Annotated in this window: 15 protein-coding genes and 1 other RNA gene; all 16 read left to right on the forward strand. The window is 64.1% G+C overall.

What is annotated here, in order from left to right; genetic code table 11:
* Positions 1-157 precede the first annotated feature (157 nt).
* On the forward strand, positions 158-862 hold the full coding sequence (locus ET524_RS06130) for a transposase (RefSeq protein WP_129424124.1): 705 nt from the start codon (positions 158-160) through the stop codon (positions 860-862).
* Between the two features lie 333 nt (positions 863-1,195).
* Positions 1,196-2,251, forward strand: a complete 1,056-nt coding sequence (locus tag ET524_RS06135) for a polyprenyl synthetase family protein (protein ID WP_129424126.1) — start codon at positions 1,196-1,198, stop codon at positions 2,249-2,251.
* 9 nt (positions 2,252-2,260) lie between these two features.
* Entirely contained in the window at positions 2,261-3,166 is a 906-nt protein-coding gene (locus ET524_RS06140; RefSeq protein WP_129424128.1) for a peptidoglycan-binding domain-containing protein, read from the forward strand.
* 197 nt (positions 3,167-3,363) lie between these two features.
* Entirely contained in the window at positions 3,364-3,912 is a 549-nt protein-coding gene (locus tag ET524_RS06145; protein WP_129424130.1) for a spore coat protein SP96, read from the forward strand.
* 150 nt (positions 3,913-4,062) lie between these two features.
* A complete protein-coding gene (gene leuC, locus ET524_RS06150) occupies positions 4,063-5,331 on the forward strand; it encodes a 3-isopropylmalate dehydratase large subunit (protein ID WP_129424132.1) in 1,269 nt (422 codons plus the stop codon).
* Between the two features lie 24 nt (positions 5,332-5,355).
* A complete protein-coding gene (leuD, locus tag ET524_RS06155; RefSeq protein ID WP_129424134.1) occupies positions 5,356-5,853 on the forward strand; it encodes a 3-isopropylmalate dehydratase small subunit in 498 nt (165 codons plus the stop codon).
* A 216-nt stretch (positions 5,854-6,069) separates the two neighbouring features.
* A complete protein-coding gene (gene leuB, locus ET524_RS06160; protein ID WP_129424136.1) occupies positions 6,070-7,176 on the forward strand; it encodes a 3-isopropylmalate dehydrogenase in 1,107 nt (368 codons plus the stop codon).
* 246 nt (positions 7,177-7,422) lie between these two features.
* Positions 7,423-7,788, forward strand: a complete 366-nt coding sequence (locus ET524_RS06165; protein ID WP_129424138.1) for a histidine triad nucleotide-binding protein — start codon at positions 7,423-7,425, stop codon at positions 7,786-7,788.
* 169 nt (positions 7,789-7,957) lie between these two features.
* Positions 7,958-10,627, forward strand: coding sequence for a hypothetical protein (locus tag ET524_RS06170; protein WP_129424140.1), 2,670 nt, complete (start codon positions 7,958-7,960; stop codon positions 10,625-10,627).
* 139 nt (positions 10,628-10,766) lie between these two features.
* Entirely contained in the window at positions 10,767-12,134 is a 1,368-nt protein-coding gene (gene hisS / locus ET524_RS06175; protein WP_129424142.1) for a histidine--tRNA ligase, read from the forward strand.
* Between the two features lie 199 nt (positions 12,135-12,333).
* Positions 12,334-14,121, forward strand: coding sequence for an aspartate--tRNA ligase (gene aspS, locus ET524_RS06180; protein ID WP_129424144.1), 1,788 nt, complete (start codon positions 12,334-12,336; stop codon positions 14,119-14,121).
* 271 nt (positions 14,122-14,392) lie between these two features.
* A complete protein-coding gene (locus ET524_RS06185; protein WP_129424146.1) occupies positions 14,393-15,688 on the forward strand; it encodes a class I SAM-dependent rRNA methyltransferase in 1,296 nt (431 codons plus the stop codon).
* A gap of 385 nt (positions 15,689-16,073) precedes the next feature.
* On the forward strand, positions 16,074-16,724 hold the full coding sequence (locus ET524_RS06190; RefSeq protein ID WP_161566615.1) for a TetR/AcrR family transcriptional regulator: 651 nt from the start codon (positions 16,074-16,076) through the stop codon (positions 16,722-16,724).
* 111 nt (positions 16,725-16,835) lie between these two features.
* Positions 16,836-16,931: signal recognition particle sRNA small type (gene ffs / locus ET524_RS06195), an RNA gene on the forward strand.
* A 79-nt stretch (positions 16,932-17,010) separates the two neighbouring features.
* Positions 17,011-17,670, forward strand: a complete 660-nt coding sequence (locus ET524_RS06200) for a VTT domain-containing protein (RefSeq protein ID WP_129424150.1) — start codon at positions 17,011-17,013, stop codon at positions 17,668-17,670.
* 192 nt (positions 17,671-17,862) lie between these two features.
* The gene (gene dnaX, locus ET524_RS06205; protein ID WP_129424152.1) at positions 17,863-20,064 is read left to right on the forward strand and encodes a DNA polymerase III subunit gamma/tau; all 2,202 of its coding nucleotides are present in this window, start codon (positions 17,863-17,865) and stop codon (positions 20,062-20,064) included.
* Positions 20,065-20,129 lie beyond the last annotated feature (65 nt).

Here is a 20,129-nt window from a genome sequence, read left to right on the forward strand (position 1 = left end):
GTTGGCATGATTGGTTATTGAGCGTTGGTCAAAATGGTTGTTTTTACAGTAGCGCTAACAGGCGGCGACGGCCCAGGTCAACTGCGCGAAGGCGCTCGCCCTGACCGCCCCGGAGCCGATTCGGGCGGCCCTGTCGGGCCTGCGCGGGGCCCGCTTCATGGCCGCCGCGGCCGCCGTCGAGGCCCACGGCCCCGACGAGGAGGCCGCCGCCGAGGCGCTCGCCGCGCTCGCGGCGAGCTACGCCGAGGCCCGCTCGCGGGCGAGGGCGCTCGAGGCGTCCATGGCCGCGCTGCTGCGCGAGAACGCCCCGGCGCTGCTCGAGATGAGGGGCTGCGGCACGGTGGCGGCCGCCAAGCTGGCCGTCGCGGCCGGCGGCAACCCCGAGAGGCTCGGCGGCGAGGCCGCCTTCGCCGCGCTGTGCGGCGCGAGCCCGGTGGACTGCTCGAGCGGCGAGAGGACCCGCCGCCGGCTCAACCGCGGAGGGGACCGCCAGGCCAACCGCGCCCTGACCGTGATCGTGAACAGCAGGGCCCGCACCGACCCCCGCACGAGGGCCTACATCGAGAGGCGCCGGCGCGAGGGGAAGACGACGCGGGAGGCCAAGCGGTGCCTCAAGCGCTACGTCGCCCGCGAGGCCTACCGCGCCATCATGAGCCCCATGGGCTCGGGCCCGGCGCCGGACGGCGCAGGTCTGAGGGCTGCCCGCGAGTCGCTCGGGATGACGCAGGCCGAGGTGGCCGCCATGCTGGGGGCGTCCCAGTCGAAGGTGAGCGCCGTGGAGCGCTCGGCGGACTGCACGCCGGAGCTCGCCAGGTCCTACGCGGGGCTTCTCGACGGGCTGAAAAAGGAAAATCGCGCTTGACAGGTTATAGGAGCTTCTCGACCCTTTTACAAGAGCGCCCGAAGGGCGCGTCACCATCTTTAAAAACGCTTCGCGAAAAACAGTGTGCGCCTTCGGCGCTTATGTTGGTGTCGAGCTTTCGCTCGACGCTACGAATTGCGGCTGCAAATTCGTCAAAGATGAATGTCGATGTTGCGCAACGGTCGCACAATTTAGCTCAAAAACGCCAGTGGCTGGTTTTCGATTTGGAGTTCCTCGGCTGATTCGGGCGCTTCGCCGGGACGTGCGAACGTTACGTTTTCCATGTGGTACCATTTGCCAAAGCATGCAGGCGATTCAGATCAAGAAAGCGCTATGAAGAATATTAACGAGATCATCGCAGAGGTAAAAAACCCACCGAAAACGTTTGAAGAGTATCTGGCGGTGTTCGCGGACCAAGTCGGTGACCTGGTCAACGCGTACCTGCCGTCGGGCTCACATCCCGACATGGACCGTTATCTGTACGATCCTCTGAAGAAATACAGCGAGAACGCGGGCAAGCGTCATCGCCCGCTCATCTGCTTTGCGGCTTGTCTGGCCGTTGGCGGCGACATGAAGCTTGCCACCAGCGCGGCTGCCGCCATCGAGCACTTCCACACGGCGGCGCTTATCCACGACGACATCGCCGATGAGGCCGAGCTGCGCCGCGGCGAGCCGTGCATGCACCGCACCGAGGGCATCGGCCTTGCCATCAACGCGGGCGACTTGGCTTTGTCCCTGGTCAACGGCACGGTTGTTGAAGACCCCGACCTGGACGACCACACGAAGGTGCGTGTTATCACCGAGCTTATCGACATGACGCGCCGCACCATCGAGGGCCAGGCGCTTGACATCGGATGGGCGCGCGACGGCCGCTACGACATCACGCCCGAGGACTACCTCATCATGGCCACGCACAAAACGGCGCACTATTCCGGCGCCGTGCCGCTGGCCGTCGGCGCCATCATCGGCGGCGGCACCGAAATGGAAATCGAGGCCCTGCGCAACTACGGTCTGGACACGGGCCTTGCGTTCCAGATTCAGGACGACCTGCTGAACCTTGTCGGCAGCGAAGAGTCCACGAAGAAGGACTTCCGCAGCGACATCACCGAGGGCAAGCGCACGCTCATGGTCGTGCACGCGCTGGCCAACGCTAACCAGGACGACCGCAGCCGCCTCATCGAGATTCTCTCCGCGAAGGAGAAAGATCCGGCGGTGCTCTCCGAGGCCGTAGAGATCATGGAGCGCGCCGGCAGCATCGACTACGCGCGCAGCTATGCGGAAAACCTTACGAGCATTGCGAAGAATCGCCTTGTCGACATGGTGAAACCCTCTGCGGCGCGTGATATGCTCGTTTCCATGGCTGATTGGTTCGTAAATCGACTGAAGTAGGCTTATCACATGGAAACTATCAAGCAACAAGACTCGGGCGCGGCCGTTGAGGACGTGCAGCATCGCCTGTCGCTTATCGGGCTTTTAGACGAAGCGCGCGTAGACGGTTCATTCGGTCCGGAAACCGCCGCGGCGGTCAAGGCGTTTCGCGCGCAGGCCGAGCTTCCCGAAGGCGAAGAGGTTGACGAGAAGACGTGGGCGGCGCTTGTGGATGCGTCGTATAGCTTAGGCGATCGCACGCTGTACCTGCGTATGCCGTATTTCCACGGGCACGACGTGCTGCAGCTGCAGCAGGCGCTTTCCGCCTTGGGTTTCGCTTGCGGGCCTGTCGACGGCATGTTCGGGGCATTCACGGAGCTGGCGTTGCGCAAGTTCCAAACAAACCTGGGCTTGCCCACCGATGGCATTGCCGGTGCGTACACGTATTCCGCCATTCGCAACCTGCATCACTCTTGGGAAGGCAAGGAAGCGGTGCGCGGCTCGTCTCACCTGGGCTTTGCGCGCGCGGCTGGCGTGCTTGAGCGCCACGCGCTGTGCCTGTTCGGAACGCAGGAATTCACGCGCAGCGTTGCCTCGCGCATGAGCAACCTGGCCCTGGCCACGAACCCTGCGTCGAAGATTATGAGCGCCGACAGTTTGCTGGTCGCCCCCGATGAGCAGATGCTGCTTGTGCACATCGTGCTTCCCGAAGAGCAAACGGGCACCACGCCGCGCGTGGTGTTCGAGCCCGAGGATGTCCTGCCCACGCGACTGGAGTCGGCTTTGCGCGCGGCGCGCTTGTCGAACCCTTCGCGCGTTGCCGTCGAACTTCCCGGCAGCACTTGGGAAGACGCCGGCGTGGGCCGCTCGGCCCAGCACTTCGCCATCACGTTGCTTGATGCGTTGTGCACGGCGCTGGCAAAGCAGGAACAATAACAAAGCGAAAGCGGCCCCACAGGGCCGCTTTTTTACGGAAGCGTTACCGGTGACCAGGCGAAATACATCGCCTGATTTACTTTTGCATCAACTCAGTGACGAAAGCGCGCCCACGCTCGGCCATCCCGTATACTGACCTTGTTGAAGAAAAGGAGCCGAATGGGGTGGCTTCTTTGCAAGAGAAAGCAGGTCCTGTCATGGCCGAAGAACAAGATGTGAACAACACGGTGCATCCCGTTGAAAACGATGCGGTGGCAGCCTCCGCTGCGCCTGCGCCCGAGGCGCAGCCCGGCAATCCCGAGGAGCCGGCGAAGGCTCCGTCTCAGCCCGGGCCGGCGCCGCAGCAGCAGCCGCAAAGCGCCCAGGTTCCGCCTGCTGCATCGCAGGTGCCTCCCGCGGGCGCTCAGCCGTATGCCCAGCCGCAACCGCAGCAGCCTTACGCGCAGCCGGTGTATGCGCAGCCCGTCTATCAGCCCGCGCCGCTCACGAAACTGACCGGCGGCATGAAGTTCGCGTGGTTCGTCATCGGCGCCTTGGTGGGCATCCCGGGCATCATCTTGGCTTGGGTGTGCAACGTAGACAAATATCCGCAGGTGAAGTCCGATGCCGTGAAGTTTTCCGCCATCGGTTTCGCCGTGTGGATTGTGCTGGGCATCCTGCTCTGCATGATGGTCGGCGGCATGCTTGCCGCTGCGGTGGCCGGCTACGGCAGCGGCTACTACGACTATTACGGCACCATGTGGTAAACCCAAGCGCTCCAAACATGAATAATGCATCATAAAGAAGGGCCCCGTCGGGGCTCTTCTTCGTTTCCGGCGAAGTCGGGTGGTACAATCATGGAGTTTATCTAGTGCCCGGATTCGGGCAGACGAGACTGCAGAATTGAAGGAGTGAACATGGCACGTCCCATGACCATGGCGGAGAAGATTTTGGCCGCCCATGCAGGGCTCGACGAAGTGGAGCCGGGGCAGCTGATCGAGTGCGACCTCGACCTGGTGCTGTCCAACGACATTACGTCACCCATCGCCATCAAGAATTTCAAGGAAATCGGCGTTGAGAAGGTTTTCGACCCCACGAAAATCGCCCTGGTGCCCGACCATTACGTCCCGAACAAGGACATCAAAAGCGCCGAGCAGGCCAAGCAGGTGCGCGACTTCGCCCGCGAGCAGGGCATCACGCACTATTACGAGGTAGGCTGCATGGGCGTTGAGCACGCGCTGCTGCCTGAGCAGGGCGTTGTGGGCGCTGGCGACCTTATCATCGGTGCGGACAGCCATACTTGCACGTACGGCGCGCTTGGCGCATTCTCCACGGGCGTGGGCTCCACCGACGCCGCCGTGGGTTACGCCACGGGCAAGGCGTGGTTCAAGGTGCCCGAAAGCCTGCTGTTCAAGATCGAGGGCGAACTTGCCCCCGGCGTTACCGGCAAGGACGTCATCCTGTACATCATCGGCATGATCGGCGTGGACGGCGCGCTGTACAAGGCCATGGAATTCACGGGCAGCGCCATCCACTCCATGTCCATGGACCAGCGCCTTTCCATCTCCAACATGGCCATCGAGGCCGGCGGCAAGGCGGGCCTCATCGAGGTTGACGACATCACGCGCGCCTACATGGACGGCCGCACCGAGCGCCCCTATACCGAGTATCATTCCGACCCCGACGCCGTGTACGCGCACGTGTACGAGATTGACGCGGCCGACATTCCGGCAACGGTGGCGTGGCCGCATCTGCCGTCGAACACGCGCCCGGCGGCCGAGTCCCGCGACGTGAAGATCGACCAGGCCGTCATCGGCAGCTGCACGAACGGCCGCTTGGAGGACATGCGCCAGGCCGCAGACGTGCTGCGCGGTCGCAAGGTGCACCCCGATGTGCGCTGCATTGTCATTCCCGCCACGCAGGCCGTGTACAAGCAGTGCATCGCCGAGGGCCTCATGGACGTGTTCCTTGACGCGAACTGCGCCGTGTCCACGCCCACGTGCGGCCCGTGCCTGGGCGGCTACATGGGCATCCTCGCCGCAGGCGAGCGCTGTGTGTCCACGTCGAACCGCAACTTCGTCGGCCGCATGGGCGACCCCACCAGCGAAGTGTACCTGGCAAGCCCGGCCGTGGCTGCCGCATCCGCCGTGCTTGGCCACATCGGCCTGCCGGAAGACATCGCGTAGGAAACGGAAAGGGAAGGAATCACCATGCACTTCAAGGGTACCGCGCATCGTTACGGTCGCGACATCGACACCGACGTCATCATCCCGGCCCGTTACCTGAACTCCTCCGACCCTGAGTGGCTTGCCGCTCACTGCCTGGAGGACCTGGACAAGGACTTCGTGAACAAGGTGCAAAAGGGCGACATCATCGTGGCCGAGGAGAACTTCGGCTGCGGCAGCTCGCGCGAGCATGCGCCTATCGCCATCAAGGCGGCGGGCGTCGACGTGGTTATCGCCAAGTCGTTCGCACGCATCTTCTACCGCAACTCCATCAACACCGGCCTGGCCATCATGGAATGCCCCGAGGCCGTTGACGCCATCAAGCAGGGCGACGTGGTGGATGTTGACGCTGACGCCGGCATCATCACGAACACCACCACGGGCGAGACGTTCAAGGCTCAGCCGTTCCCGCCGTTCATCCGCGAGATCATCGAGGAAGGCGGACTCATCAACCGCACCCGCAAGGTTTTGGGGCTGGCATAAGGTTTTAGGTAAGGCCGCTGGGTCGAAGCGCCCGGCGGCCTCTTGTTTCGTTTTGCTCGCTGCAAAACGAATGGCTTAACGCTTGCGGGGCTGCGGTGTTTCGCTGCGCCCTTTGCGCAGCATGCGGCGCGCGCCAAAATTCGCTTGACGCTGCGCGGGGCAATTCGACGTGCCGCAGGTTCGCTTGCCGACTCTGTCTGTAAAGGAAGGTTTTCTATGACGCAGTACAACATCTGTACGCTGCCGGGCGACGGCATCGGCCCGGAGATCATCGCCGAAGGCGTGAAGGTTCTTGAAGCGGTGGGCAAGAAGTACGACGTGCGGTTCACCTGCACCGATGCGCTAATCGGCGGCGCTGCCATCGACGCCTGCGGCAATCCGCTGCCTGACGAGACGCTTGAGGCCGCCAAAGCTGCCGACGCCGTGCTGCTGGCTGCCGTGGGCGGCCCGAAGTGGGATACCACCGACCCGAACGCGCCGCGTCCCGAAGCGGGCCTGCTGGGCATCCGCAAGGGCTTGGGCCTGTACACGAACCTGCGCCCCGTGCAGATTTTCGACGCGCTGGCCGGCGCTTCCACGCTGAAGCCTGAGGTCATCGACGGCGTTGACCTTATGATCGTGCGCGAGCTGACCGGCGGCTTGTACTTCGGCAAGCGCGAGCGCTTCTACGACGAAGAGGGTGCCGGCACCAACGGCGCGAAGGGCCAGCGCGCCTACGATACGCTTGAGTATCGCGAGTACGAGATTGAGCGCATCGCTCGCCAGGCGTTCGAGGCTGCGCGCAAGCGTCGCAACAAGGTGACCAGCGTGGATAAGGCCAACGTGCTTGAAACCAGCCGCATGTGGCGCGAGATCGTGCACCGCATCGGCGAGCAGGAATACCCCGATGTGGAAATCGAGGACCTGCTGGTGGACAACACGGCCATGCAGCTGATCAACCGCCCGGCCGACTTCGACGTGGTGGTTACCGAGAACATGTTTGGCGACATCCTGTCCGACGAGGCCGCCCAGATCACGGGTTCGCTGGGCATGCTGGCATCCGCAAGCCTGGGCGACTCCACGGCGCTGTACGAGCCCAGCCACGGCAGCGCGCCCGACATTGCCGGCCAGGGCATCGCCAACCCGCTGGCGCAGATCCTGTCCGTCGAGATGATGCTGCGCTACAGCTTCAACATGAACGAGGCCGCCGACGACATCCGCCGCGCCGTCACCGAGGTGCTTGACGAAGGTTGGCGCACGGGCGATTTGAAGGACGCCTCCACGCCGGCCGACAAGGTCGTTGGCACGGTTGGCATGGGCGACCTGGTGGTTTCCCACCTGTAAGACCATGCAGGCGAAGGGGCGCTTGGACGCCTCTTCGCCCTATCGGGGTGGGCTTCCCGTTCCGCAGGATCGGGTTTGCCCGCATTCGCGGGGTCATTCTCTCTGTCAGAAGTGATTCCCCGCGTTCCGTAGGCTCGATTCCCTTTTGATTCCCGTAGGGTCGAGCGAAAGCTCGGCCCATCGCGGCAGGCAACACATTGCTGCCCATCCGCGTTCCCCGTCCGTTTTGTCTTGAAAGGAACCCTCATGGCTGACGATTGCCTGTTCTGCAAGCTTATTTCCGGCGAAATCCCCACGAACAAGGTGTACGAAGACGACATCTGCTTCGCGTTCGACGACATCGAGCCTGAAGCGCCGGTGCACACGCTGCTGGTGCCGAAGAAGCACTACGACGATTTGTGCGACGGCATCCCGGCCGAGGTACTCGGCCACATGCTGTCGGTGGTGCCGAAGGTCGCCGAGATCAAGGGCGTTCGCGAGTCCGGTTTCCGCACGGTCATGAACACCGGCCCCGATTCGGCAGCCACGGTGAAGCATTTCCACATCCACATCCTGGGCGGTGTGAAGATGGGTCGCTTCACGTTCGAGAACTCCCAGCGCACGCAGGAGTAATGCTGCGCAAAACCGCGCATGCGGGCAATGGATTGCAACACGAAGGGCTGCCGATGGAAACGTCGGCAGTCCTTCGTGGTCTTGGGATGGGGGAAGCGGTTGTCCGTTCATCGCGTGCAGCGCTGCTCTCTGGTAAGCTGTTCGTTGATTTTTCGAAAGGACGGGCAGCGTGCAAGAGGTTGCAGGAAACGAAGGCGTGTGGCGTCTTGAGCCGCACGAGAAGATGCTAGGCGTGCGGTTGTACGCGTATGACGGGTGCGTGCCGCCGCTTCCCGATGGCACTCGCCCCCAGGGGCGTTTCGGCGTTGTCGGCGGCAGGGCGCTGCGCCCGAAGCCGGCAAGCGGGGGCATGTACGTGGTGGAAACGGTTGGCGAAACGCCAACTGATCAGGCCATGCGCATCATCGGTTACATCGATGTGTACGGGCGCGCGTTCGCGTGCGCCGAGCCTCAGGTTGCCCCTCCGGCGCGTCTTCCCGATGTGGAGATCGCCCGTTTCAGCGAACCGATGCCGAAGGGGGAGTCGGCTGGCTACGTGTACGTGCGCGACGGGGAAACAGGCGATGCGCGCGTTGTGGCGTCGTATCGCGAGAAGCGCGACCGTTATCACATGTTCGACACGTGGTACGACTTCGGCGCACATGCGCAGGACATGACGTACAAAGAGCTGATGACCAGGGCGTACCTGGCGCTTTACCATCGTCCGAAGCTCGGCGCGCCGGCGGTGCCAAGCCGCGACGTCACCAAGCTGCTTGACAACGTTGGCCCCGAAAAGCCGTTCGCCAACCTGCGCGCGTTCGTTTCCGATGTGCGCACGGTTCTGGCCGATTCGCAGCTGAAGGCTCCGGGCGTGATCGAGCTTTTGGTGCGCAATTTGGAGGCTTCGGGGCTCGAACGGCTGCGCGATCAGGGCGTCCCCGATGATTCGGTGCGCCTTGTGCGCTCGACGCGGTATGCGCATACAGCGTATTTCGTGGCGAACAACGACGCCGGCGCTCCGTCCACCAGCACGCTTTGGGCAATCGAGTCGGCGCTGAACCGTTATCTGCTTGCGTGCGAAAAGCTAGGCGAGCGCGCATCGGAGGCAGCGCTTTCCGAATGCGAGCGGGTTGACGAAGCGCTGTTCGCAACCGTTGGCGCGCAGGAGCTTGCCGGCGGTGGGCTGCCGGGCGTGCCGGAGGGGCAGGACGGCGGCGAGTGGGGCCTGCGCTGTCGCTTGTCGCAAAGCGTCGAGCAGCTGCGTTTGCCGGCGCGCGTGGACGTGGAGTTGCGCGTGGACGCCGCATCGGGCGCCGTGACGTTCGGCTTGACGGTGCCCCCCGCGAAGCTTATGCCGAAAAGCTTGGACGAACAAGCGTCTGAACAGGTGTTTTCGTATGGCGCGCACGTGGGGCTGCTGCTGGCGGCGCATGCGTTTTCCGCTGAGCAGGCCGTGCAGACGGTGAAGCTTGTGGCGTGGCCGCTTGAGGGCGGTGCGGCCGACGGGAATCAGGACGCCGAGCGTGCGGCCCTGTTCGAGGTCGACTTGACGCGCCGCGCGTTCAAGGAGACGAACGGTTTTTCCGATGCGCTTGCAAACGATGCGCGTCTGTTGTTCGAGCGCGAAGGCGCCCGCTGGGATGTTGCGGGCGCGGAGCTGCCCGACCCGCGTCTTATGCACCCGGCGTTCGAGGCGTGGAACGAACGTTCGGCGGGAGATGCCCCGCTGCCGGCATTCGCCCGCGAACCGCTTGGCGCGCAGCGCGAGCGCGATATGGACATCGAGTACGACACGGCATATCGGCGCGTGGCCGAAAACCTGGCCGACCAACTGGTGCGCACGTCGAACACGTCCGAGGCCATCGCCGCCGTGCGCGCGGTGCAGGCTCGCGCGCTCGACGCGAAAGACGAGCGCGCCGCATCGGCGTGCACGCGCCTGATGAGCGCGCTGGCGGAAGGATCGCTTGATGCGGCGGACCAAAACGCGGTGGTCACCTGCTTTTTGGGCGACGACCGCTGCCTTGCCGCACTCAATCGCGCCCATACGCTGGCGGAAACCGACCAGGCGGCCGCGGTGAGCGTGCTGACGGATGTCATTTCCGAGGCGCAGCTGCTTGACGGCTTCGTCGATGGCTCCTCGGAAGTGTACCGCGCGTTCGACGGCTACGGTTCGCGCGTGCTGTACAACCTGGCACGTGCGGGCACGGCGGCGTTCGTGCCCGGCGTGCAGGCCGATGCCGACAAGCGCGTTCGCGTGGTGCCCGATTCGTTCTACCTGTGCCATCTTGAGGTGGTGCACCTGCTTGAGCGCTCGTTCGAGCGGGCCGACGACGCCATCCGTTACGGCGCCGCGGCGGTTGCCATGGCCCCGACGTGCGCGATGGGCTATCGCGTGCTGGGGCGGGCGTACATGTTGCAGGGCGATATGGAGCACGCGTTCGAAACGCTGACGCGCGGCTTGCTCGTGGCCATGCAACCTGCGGATATCTCGCTTATGTACTACCAGCTTGGCTATGTTGCGTGGAAGCTTGGGCGCGCGCAGGCTGGTGTGGCGTGCTACCTGAAGGCCGTCGAGGCATCGCCGGCTATTGCACTGCAGGCAACGGCGGAGCTCAAGGAGCTTGTCGACGAGACGGGGGTTTCCATCCCCTCGCACGACCAGGCTGAGCAGGACCTGCAAAACGCAGGCATCCTGTGTGCTCCGTCGCCCGAAGTGCTCGACGCGCTTGACGCGGCGCTGGCAGCCGCGTGCGATGCGGGCTTGGCGCACGTGACGCGCAGTCTTTTGGCCACGCGTTTGCGCTACCGCCCCGATGACGTGCTCATGGGCGTGCTGCGCAGCTTCGGCGAGCCGGCTTAAGGCGCGCCGCGCTGCGGGCTGCAGGTCTGCTCGCGCTGATTGCGTGGGCAACCGCCCGGTGCGCTGAACGCAGCTAGCGCCAAGCGTTACAATGCGTAAGTTCAAGGTATACGAAGAACCACGATTCAAAGGATGCACCATGGCAATCAATTCCCCGGAAGGAACGCGCGACCTTCTGCCCGATGAGGCGAAGTTCTGGGCGCATTTCCGCGACACTGCGTTCGACATTTTCGCGCGCTACGGTTATCAGCCCATCGAGACGCCGCTGTTCGAGCAGACCGACCTGTTCGTGCGCGGCATCGGCCAGGCTACCGACGTGGTGTCCAAGGAAATGTTCACCGCCATTTCCGGCGAGAACTTCAAGCGCGTCATCGAGGGCGACACCATCAAGGCGAAAAGCCGCTTGTCGCTGCGTCCCGAGGGCACGGCTGGCGTCGTGCGCGCCGTGGCCCAACACGACCTGGTGCCGCAGGGTGCTGCCCCTGCCAAGCTCATGTACGCCGGCCCGATGTTCCGCGCCGAGCGCCCGCAAAAAGGCCGCCAGCGCATGTTTAACCAGGTAGGTATCGAGTGCCTCGGCGCGGAAGACCCCAGCGTCGACGCCGAGGGCATCATCATGCTCATGCGCTTCTACGCCGCCATCGGCGTCCCCATGGACGCCACGCGCCTGCTGGTGAACTCCATGGGCTGCGAGAAGTGCCGCCCGGCCTATCGCGAAGCCGTGCGCGCCTACATGAACGAGCACGCCGACGCCATGTGCGACGAGTGCATGCGCCGCGCAGAAATCAACCCGCTGCGCGCGTTCGACTGCAAAAACCCCGGATGCGCCGAGGTTATGGACGGCGCCCCGAAGATTTCCGACTACCTGTGCGACGATTGCCGCGAGCACTACGAGGCCGTTAAGGCGTACCTGAAGGGCGCGGGCGTGGTATTCGTGGAGGACCCGAAGCTGGTGCGCGGTTTGGACTACTACACACGCACGGTGTTCGAGGTGCAGGTTGACCAGGGCATGGGCAGCCAGAACGCCATCGGCGGCGGCGGACGCTACGACAAGCTGTGCGAGGAAGTGGGCGGCAGGCCCACGCCGGGCTTCGGCTTCGCGCTTGGCTACGAGCGCTGCGCGCTTGCCATCCAGGCGGCGGGCTACACGTTCCCCAGCGCCCAGCACTGCGACGTGTTCGTGGCGTGCGTGGACGATTCGATGCGCGCCGAGGCGTTCCGCCTGGTGCAGGCATGCCGCGATGCGGGCGTGTCCGCCGAGATGGACCATCAGCACCGCAGCCTGAAAAGCCAGTTCAAGCTTGCCGACAAGGTGGGAGCGCGCCTGGTGGCCGTGCTTGGCCCCGACGAGCTGGCCGCCGGCCAGGTGAAGGTGCGCAACATGCAGACGCACAAGGAGCGCCTGGCCGAGCTGGACAAGGTCAAAGAGCTGCTGTCCCGTTTTGGCGGCGAGCCGTTCGGCGGTGCGCATGTTGCGGTCGACGAAGTGTTCGGCACCGAGGAATAGCGCGCGGGCGCGCGGCGGCCGAAATGCGCGGGGCAGGGAAGTGCCCTGCACCGGCCGCTGCGCGTGTCGTTTTCGAAGGGGCTGGAAGCCTGTGCGGCGTCCGGCCCCTTTCGTGTTGTACAATGGCTAAGTTTGAGCAACAACCTGGCTGCGCAAAGGCGGCCGGGCGCCCATAAAGCATTGCAAGGAGCAAGAAAGAATGACGGATTACAAGAACGAGTTTTGCATGCACGACGCCACGTGCGGCGAGCTGCGCAAATCTGACGTGGGCCGCGAGGTCACGCTGTGCGGTTGGGCATGGCACAACCGCGATCACGGCGGGCTGATCTTCTGCGACCTGCGCGACCGCACCGGTTACACGCAGGTGGTCGTCGACCCGGATTGCGTGTCCGAGGAAGACTTCCACAAGGCCGAGCATCTTGGCCGCGAATTCGTGCTGCAAATCACCGGCAAGGTGCGCGACCGCGGCGCCGATGCCGTGAACCCGAACATGGCCACCGGCGAGATCGAGGTGCTTGCCAACAAGGTCAACGTGCTCAACGAGTCCGTCACGCCACCGTTTAGCATCGAAGACGGCATCGAAACCGACGAGACCACGCGCATGAAGTGGCGTTACATGGATCTGCGCCGTCCCGAGATGTACAACGCGCTGCACCTGCGCCACACGGTTGCCCAGGCCATGCGCGCTGCTCTCAACGAGCGCGGCTTTATCGAGGTGGAAACGCCTATCCTGGCCAACTCCACGCCCGAGGGCGCGCGCGACTACCTGGTGCCTTCCCGCCCGAACCCGGGCAAGTTCTACGCGCTGCCGCAGTCCCCGCAGCAGTTCAAGCAGATGCTCATGGTCGGCGGCATCGAGCGCTACTACCAGATTGCCCGCTGCTTCCGCGACGAGGACCTGCGCGCCGATCGTCAGCCGGAATTCACGCAGGTGGACATCGAGATGTCCTTCGTGCAGGAAACCGACGTCATGGACCTGATGGAAGGCGTGTTCCAGGAAGTGCTGTCCGCTGCCGGCGTTGAGCATGAGTTTCCGCTGCAGCGCATGCCGTGGAAAGAAGCCATGGACCGCTTTGGCTGCGACCGTCCCGACGTGCGTTTCGGCATGGAGCTTGTGGAGCTCACCGACATCGTGCGCGGCTGCGGCTTCGGCGTGTTCTCCAAGGCCGTCGAGGCGGGCAACGTCGTGAAGTGCATCAACGCCAAGGGCGCCGGCAACTGGTCGCGCGGCGACATCGAGAAGCTGGCCGACGTGGCAGCCGCCAACGGCGCGAAAGGCATGGCCTGGATCGCCTACACTGACGCCGACACCGAGCTTGCGGGCAAGAGCCCCATCATCAAGTTCCTCGGCGACGAGGTCCACGGCGCCATCAAGCAGGCCGCTGGCGTCGAGCCGGGCGATTTGCTGCTGTTCGCCGCCGACACGTACGCCACCGCTTCCGCCGTGCTTTCCGCCCTGCGCCTGCACATGGCCGAGGCGTTGGAAATCGAGCGCCCGGGCCACGCGCTGCTGTGGGTCGTGGACTTCCCGATGTTCAAGTACGACGAGGAAGAGAAGAAGTACGCGGCCGAGCATCATCCGTTCACGATGATTCCCGAGGCCGATTGGGACAAGATCGAAACCGATCCGCTGGCATGCTCCAGCTACTCCTATGACATCGTTATGGACGGCTTCGAGATGGGCGGCGGCTCCATCCGTATCCACAACGCCGAGCTGCAGAAGCGCGTTCTGCGCCGCCTGGGCGTTGAGGACGACCAGATGGAGGAGAAGTTCGGCCACCTTATCCACGCGCTTGAGCTGGGTGCCCCGCCGCACGGCGGCATCGCGTTGGGCCTCGACCGCCTGGTCATGCTGCTGGCTGGCAAGCAGTCCATCCGCGACGTCATCGCCTTCCCGAAGACGTCGAGCGCTTCCGACCCGATGACCGGCGCCCCGAACGCCGTCACCGGCCGCCAGCTCAAGGAAGTCTCTCTGCGCCTTCTTTAGTTTCGTTTGCCTAACGGCAAACGAACTGACTCGACGCTGTGGGCCGGCCGGGCACCCCGCCTCCGCGCGTTCCCGAAGTCTTGCGTACCGAAGTACGCGGCACCTTCGCGAACCCACGGATTCGGGGCACCGGGCCGGCCCTCGCTGACTTTGGTGGACCTGTGGCGTTGCAATTTTGGGCCAAAGGGACAGTCCCTTTGTCCTACTCCGCGAACCAATTACGGCTCTCATCAGTCATTTTCGTCGGCGTTCTTTTTCTGAAAGGATTCTCATGAAAGCTCAACGTCCTTATCCTCGCGCCACCATCACGCCGAAAGGCGAGCATGCGCTGGTTAAGGGGCATCCTTGGGTGTACGAGGCCGAGGTGCTGTTCATGGAGCCTGCGCCCGGGCTTGACGAGGTGCCGAACGGCTGCCTTGTCGACGTGGTGAACCGCAAGGGCTCTTACCTGGGTACGGGGCTTTTGTCCCTGCGCAGCAAAATTCGCATCCGCCTTATTACGCGCAATGCAAATGATACGTTTGACCAGGCGTTTTGGAAGCGTAAAGTTGCGTGGGCGTGGGAGTACCGCAAAACGGTCATGGGCGAAGATGCCAGCTGCTGCCGTGTGCTGTTCTCGGAAGCCGACGGGTTCCCGGGCATGGTGGTCGACCGCTTCAACGACGTGCTGGTTGCCGAAACGCTTTCCGTGGGCATGGAGCAGCTGAAGCCGGTCATCTTCGGGGCGCTGCTTGAGGTGCTGGCGGAAGACGGCATTGCCATTCGCGGCCTGTATGAGCGCAACGATGCCGCAACGCGCAAGCTTGAGGGCCTCGAGCAGACGGCGGGCTGGTTCGCGGGCGTGGCAGGTGACGAAGCGCCCGCAAGCCTTGACCCGTTGGCGCCTGGCGCGTCGGGCACGGAAAGCTTCGGCCCTACGGCCACGCAGATCGTGGAGAACGGCGTGCGCTATGAGGTGGATTTCGAAAACGGCCAGAAGACGGGCTTCTTCTTGGACCAGAAGTACAACCGCCGTGCCGTGGCGAAGCTTGCCGCCGGAAAGCACGTGCTCGACTGCTTCACCCACACGGGCAGTTTTGCGCTGAACGCGGCGCATGGCGGCGCCGCCTACGTGAACGCCGTGGACATCTCCGAGCTTGCCGTGGCACAGGCGCGAAAGAACGCCCAGCTCAACGGCTTGGAAGAGCATATGGATTTCACGGCCGTCAACGTGTTCGACCTGCTGCCGCAGCTTGAGGCGGCCCGCGACCGCACGTACGACTTCATCGTGCTTGACCCGCCGGCGTTCACGAAAAGCCGCAAGACCATCGACAGCGCCGCGCGCGGCTACAAGGAGATCAACTATCGCGCCATGAAGCTGCTGCCGCGCGGCGGGTATCTGGCAACCTGCAGCTGCAGCCACTTCATGGACACCGAGCGCTTCAAGCATGTGGTTGCCAGTGCCGCACATGACGCGGGCGTGCAACTGCGCCAGATCGAGGAGCGCCAGCAGGCGCCCGATCATCCCATCGTATGGGGCATCCCCGAAACCGACTACCTGAAGTTCTTCATCTTCCAAGTGGTATAACGTTTCGCCGGCCTGCCGGCCGGCGAACTGACTCGACACTGTGGGCCGCTGTGGCACCCGGCCTTCGCGCGAACCCGAGGACTTGCGTACCGAAGTACGCGGCGCCCAGCTCAGCTGGGCGCGCCCGCTCGGGCGCATAATTGGTTTGCGAACAAGCCACTGGCTTGTTCGCTCCCACGAATTCCGGGCACCACAGCGGCCCTCGCTGACTTTGGTGCGACCTGCGGGTTTGCGTCACCATTCTTTCCCTCAGGCGTCGGTTTTGCTACAGGTGGGGAAAAGGAAACGGTTTTTGCGGAATCTGTGCAATAATATGAAGCGCTCGGCGGCGGCCGGGCGCTTTTTCGTTGCGTTTGCGGCGCGCGCCGCGCAGAAGGGAATGGCCATGGACGAAAGCGTGAAAACCGGCGGTGCTGACAAGGATCTGCGCCGGTCCACCGACAGGCGCGTCGTGCGCACGCGCAAGGCCATTCGCGAGGCGTTCTTCAAGCTTATGGAAGAGCAGGACTACCACAAGATCACCATCGCATCCATCGCGCGCGAGGCCGATATCGACCGCAAAACGTTCTACCTGCACTACGGCTCGGTTAGCGACCTTGCCGACGAGATCATCTACGACGAGGCGCAAACCATCATGGAAAGCTGCCGCGACGCGCTGCGCAGCGGCGGGCAGAGCATCAACGTGGCCGAGCTGTTCCACAGCATCAGCATGGCGCTTGCCCCCGATATGTCGCGCAGCCGGCTGGTGGTGCAGCACGCGTCGCTGCCCGATATGCTCGACAGGCTTGAGGCAAGCCTGGTTGAGGTGGTGCTGGCCGACAACGCGCTTGGCCTGAAGCGCGACGACCCCTATCTGCAGTTCACGGTGTCGTTTTTCTGCGCCGGCATCGTGGCGGTGTACCGCCGCTGGCTTATGTCCGAATCAAGTATCCCGCTTGACGACATCGCGCAGGCGGCCAGCACGTGCGTGTTCGAGGGCCTCAACGGCGTGCTGGCGAACATGCAGGGCGCCGCGAAGGAAAAAGCGCTTTCGTAGGGCTTCGTAAAGCACCCGTAAGGGCGCTGTGTGCATTTGGTAGTTGGCAAAAGCGTGTAACGTGCAGGTCAAATTTTTGACGTATACTCTAACCCGTCACAACGAGCATCTTATATGGGTCGGGGCGGCGCCAAGTTCCGAACCTGGTCAGGTCCGGGAGGAAGCAGCCATAAGGGGCCTCTGACGAGCGCCCTGTCCCATATAGGATGCTTTTCTTGTACCCAAATGCAAGCAGATACACCGCGTTTTCGTTCGTTTCGCGGCATATCTTGACCGAAAGGCATGCATGGATATCGTCAATTTCTTCGTGAACCTGCTCAGCGACCCGCGCGGCGCCATTGCCGGCTGGATTCTCACGCTGGGCGCGGTGTGGGTGTACACGCCGCTGTTCCTTATCGTGTTCATCGAAACGGGCCTGGTGTTCTTCCCGTTTCTGCCGGGCGACTCGCTGCTGTTCGCGGCGGGCGTGTTCTCGGCCGATGGCGGCGGGCTGCACCTGTGGGCCACGCTGCTGGTGTTCTACGTGGCGGCCATCCTGGGCAACACGTCGAACTACTGGATTGCCCGCTTCTTCGGTGCGCGCATCATCGACTCGGGCAAGGTCAAAGCGCTCACGCCCGAGCGCATGGCCAAGCTTGACGGCTTTTTCGCGAAATACGGCGGGCTGACCATCGTCATCACGCGCTTCATGCCGTTTTTCCGCACGTTCGCCCCGTTCATCGCCGGTACCGGTCACATGAACTTTGCGAAGTTCACGCTGTTCAACGCCATCGGTGGCATCTCGTGGGTCAGCTTGTTCGTGCTGGTGGGTTACTTCTTCGGCGGCGTGCCGTTCGTGCAAGACCACTTCGAGATCATCGTGCTGGGCATCGTGGCGGTGTCGGTGGCCCCTGCCGTCATCGGCGCGGTGAAAGCGGCGCTGTCAAGCCGTAAGGCCAAAGCGTAGGCGCAACCCGCCGCGCGCACGCGCTCGCACAACGCGCTCGCAACGCCCGGACTTCGGTTCGGGCGTTTTTCGTATTCGGAAAGCCGCTCGGTCGGCAAGTGCCGCGCGTGCCCCTATAATGAAGCAAACCCTTGATGCCCGCGTCCGCGGGCTTTTCGCACACAACACGCACCACGATGAGGAGCACCGCATATGGCAGAAGCGCTGTACCGCAAATACCGTCCGCAGATCTTCGAGGACGTGGTGGGGCAGGAGCAGATCGAGCGCACCATCAAAAACGCCATCGAGCAGGACAAAGTCAGCCATGCGTACCTGTTTTGCGGGCCGCGCGGCACGGGCAAGACCACCACGGCGCGCCTGCTTGCCAAGGCGCTTTTGTGCCAGAAGGGCCCCACGCCCGATCCGGACGGCACGTGCGAAGATTGCCAGATGATCGCCGAAGGCGTACACCCAGACGTGTACGAGCTTGACGCCGCAAGCCGCACGGGCGTAGAGAACGTGCGCGAAGAGATCATCAACCGCGTGCAGTTCGCGCCCACGCGCGGCCGCTACAAGGTCTACATCATCGACGAGGTTCACATGCTGTCCATCGCGGCGTTCAACGCGCTGCTGAAAACGCTTGAGGAGCCGCCCGACCACGTCGTGTTCATCCTGGCAACCACCGACCCGCAAAAGGTGCCCGAAACCATCCATTCGCGCTGCCAGCGCTTCGACTTCCGCCGCATCTCCAACGAGTCCATCGTGTCGCGTTTAGGCGCGGTATGCGTGGCCGAGGGCGTGGAATTCGAAGGCGATGCGCTTGACCTGATCGCGCACCACGCCGGTGGCGGCATGCGCAACGCGCTGACGTCGCTTGAGCAGATGATCGCGTTCGGCGAAGGTAAGGTCACGCTTGCCGTGGCGGAGCGCATGCTTGGCGGCGTGGACTCCAACGACATGGCCAATATCGTGCGGGCCATCGGCGCGCGCGATGCCGCCGCGTGCTTCCGCTGGATTGCGGAATTCGTGGAATCGGGTTCTGACCTGGCGCAATTCGCGCGCGAACTTGCGCAGCACGTGCGCAACCTGTACGTGATGAGCTTGACGGACACCGATGTGGCCCTTGACGTAAGCGCTTCCGAGCGTCGTCAGCTTGCCGATGAGCTGCCCTTGTTCGGCCCTGACCGCTTGGCGCGCATGCTGCAGGTGCTTGGCGATGTGATGGCCGAGCTGAAAACGTCCACGAACCCGCGCCTGTCGTTCGAGATCGGCTGCACGCGCATGGTGCGCCCCGACGGCGACCTGACGCTTGAGGCGCTTGCCGAGCGCATCGAGGCGCTTGAGGCGGGCAAGAGCGCCGTGGCCATGGGGTCTGCGGCGGCGCCGGCTGCGCCAGTAGCTGCCGCGCCTGTTGCCACCGTGCCGCAGCCCGAAGCTCGCCGCGCGCCTGCTGCCGCTGCGCCCCAGCCGGTACCGCAGCAAGCAGTCCCGGCGCCGGCCGCTCCATGGCAAACCGCCCAGCCCACAGCACCCGCGTCCCCGCAGCCCGCAGCAGATCCTGCGCCCCAGCCCGCTCAGCCCGCAGCTTCCGTGCCAGCCGCGCAGCCTGCTCCCGCTGCGACTCCCGCGGCCGCCGCCCAGCCCGCAGCTGGTGGCAACCCGCAACTGGCGGCAACCATGGAAAACCCCGCGGCACTGCAGCGCATGTGGCAGGTAACACTGGCCAGCCTCAAACGCAGCAAGGCGGCATACGGCGTGCTGTTCTTGGGAACGAAGGCCGTGTGGAACGCCCAGTCGAATATGCTGTCCATCGAATTCCCGAAGGAGAATGCATTCGCGTTCAAGGCCGTGCAGAAGCCTGACGTGCAGGAAGCCGTGGCCGCGGCTCTGTCGCAGGCGTGCGGCGGCCAGAACGTCCCGTTCGCCTACCAGCAGGCAGGTTCGGCGCCGGCTCCTGCCGCCGCTGCGCCTGTCGCGCGTGCAGTGGAACCTCGCCCGCAAGCGTCTGCTCCTGCGGCTTCGCGCCCGCAGGCCGCGCCTGTGTCCCAGCAGCGCCCGATGGCCCCGCGCTCGCAGGCGCCGGCGGTCACCACGCCGCCGTGGAAGGACGACCAGGTACCCTACGGCGACTTCGACGCGCCCATGCCCGAAGACGAGCTTCTGAACGCGCCGGCCGGCCCCGTGCCGCGCGCGGCCGCTCCGCGCCCGGCATCGCGCCCGCAAGCAGGGGCAACAACGCAGCGCCCGGCGGCTCCTCAAGCCCCCGCTCCGGCGCCTCGCTCGCAGGCGGCTTCCGCGGCTCAGCCGGCACCGCAGCCGGTGTCGCCCGGCGCCGCGCAAACGCCCGACGAGCTGCAAGCCATCTTGCAAGCGGGCTTCGGTGGCGATGTGACGTTCGAAGAAGTCAAGGATTAACGGCCACGTGGGCGCCGGCGCCCGGTACAATGCTATGGTTTGCAATAACGTAATCGCATACGAGA

Origin of the sequence: Senegalimassilia faecalis, from assembly GCF_004135645.1 — a bacterium.
GTDB lineage: Bacteria > Actinomycetota > Coriobacteriia > Coriobacteriales > Eggerthellaceae > Senegalimassilia > Senegalimassilia faecalis.

Bases quoted from the DNA above. Each gene is read 5' to 3' on its own strand.
- ET524_RS06130 (WP_129424124.1), top strand. From the start codon at position 158: ATGGCCGCCGCGGCCGCCGTCGAGGCCCACGGCCCCGACGAGGAGGCC.
- ET524_RS06135 (WP_129424126.1), top strand. From the start codon at position 1,196: ATGAAGAATATTAACGAGATCATCGCAGAGGTAAAAAACCCACCGAAA.
- ET524_RS06140 (WP_129424128.1), top strand. From the start codon at position 2,261: ATGGAAACTATCAAGCAACAAGACTCGGGCGCGGCCGTTGAGGACGTG.
- ET524_RS06145 (WP_129424130.1), top strand. From the start codon at position 3,364: ATGGCCGAAGAACAAGATGTGAACAACACGGTGCATCCCGTTGAAAAC.
- leuC (WP_129424132.1), top strand. From the start codon at position 4,063: ATGGCACGTCCCATGACCATGGCGGAGAAGATTTTGGCCGCCCATGCA.
- leuD (WP_129424134.1), top strand. From the start codon at position 5,356: ATGCACTTCAAGGGTACCGCGCATCGTTACGGTCGCGACATCGACACC.
- leuB (WP_129424136.1), top strand. From the start codon at position 6,070: ATGACGCAGTACAACATCTGTACGCTGCCGGGCGACGGCATCGGCCCG.
- ET524_RS06165 (WP_129424138.1), top strand. From the start codon at position 7,423: ATGGCTGACGATTGCCTGTTCTGCAAGCTTATTTCCGGCGAAATCCCC.
- hisS (WP_129424142.1), top strand. From the start codon at position 10,767: ATGGCAATCAATTCCCCGGAAGGAACGCGCGACCTTCTGCCCGATGAG.
- aspS (WP_129424144.1), top strand. From the start codon at position 12,334: ATGACGGATTACAAGAACGAGTTTTGCATGCACGACGCCACGTGCGGC.
- ET524_RS06185 (WP_129424146.1), top strand. From the start codon at position 14,393: ATGAAAGCTCAACGTCCTTATCCTCGCGCCACCATCACGCCGAAAGGC.
- ET524_RS06190 (WP_161566615.1), top strand. From the start codon at position 16,074: ATGGACGAAAGCGTGAAAACCGGCGGTGCTGACAAGGATCTGCGCCGG.
- ET524_RS06200 (WP_129424150.1), top strand. From the start codon at position 17,011: ATGGATATCGTCAATTTCTTCGTGAACCTGCTCAGCGACCCGCGCGGC.
- dnaX (WP_129424152.1), top strand. From the start codon at position 17,863: ATGGCAGAAGCGCTGTACCGCAAATACCGTCCGCAGATCTTCGAGGAC.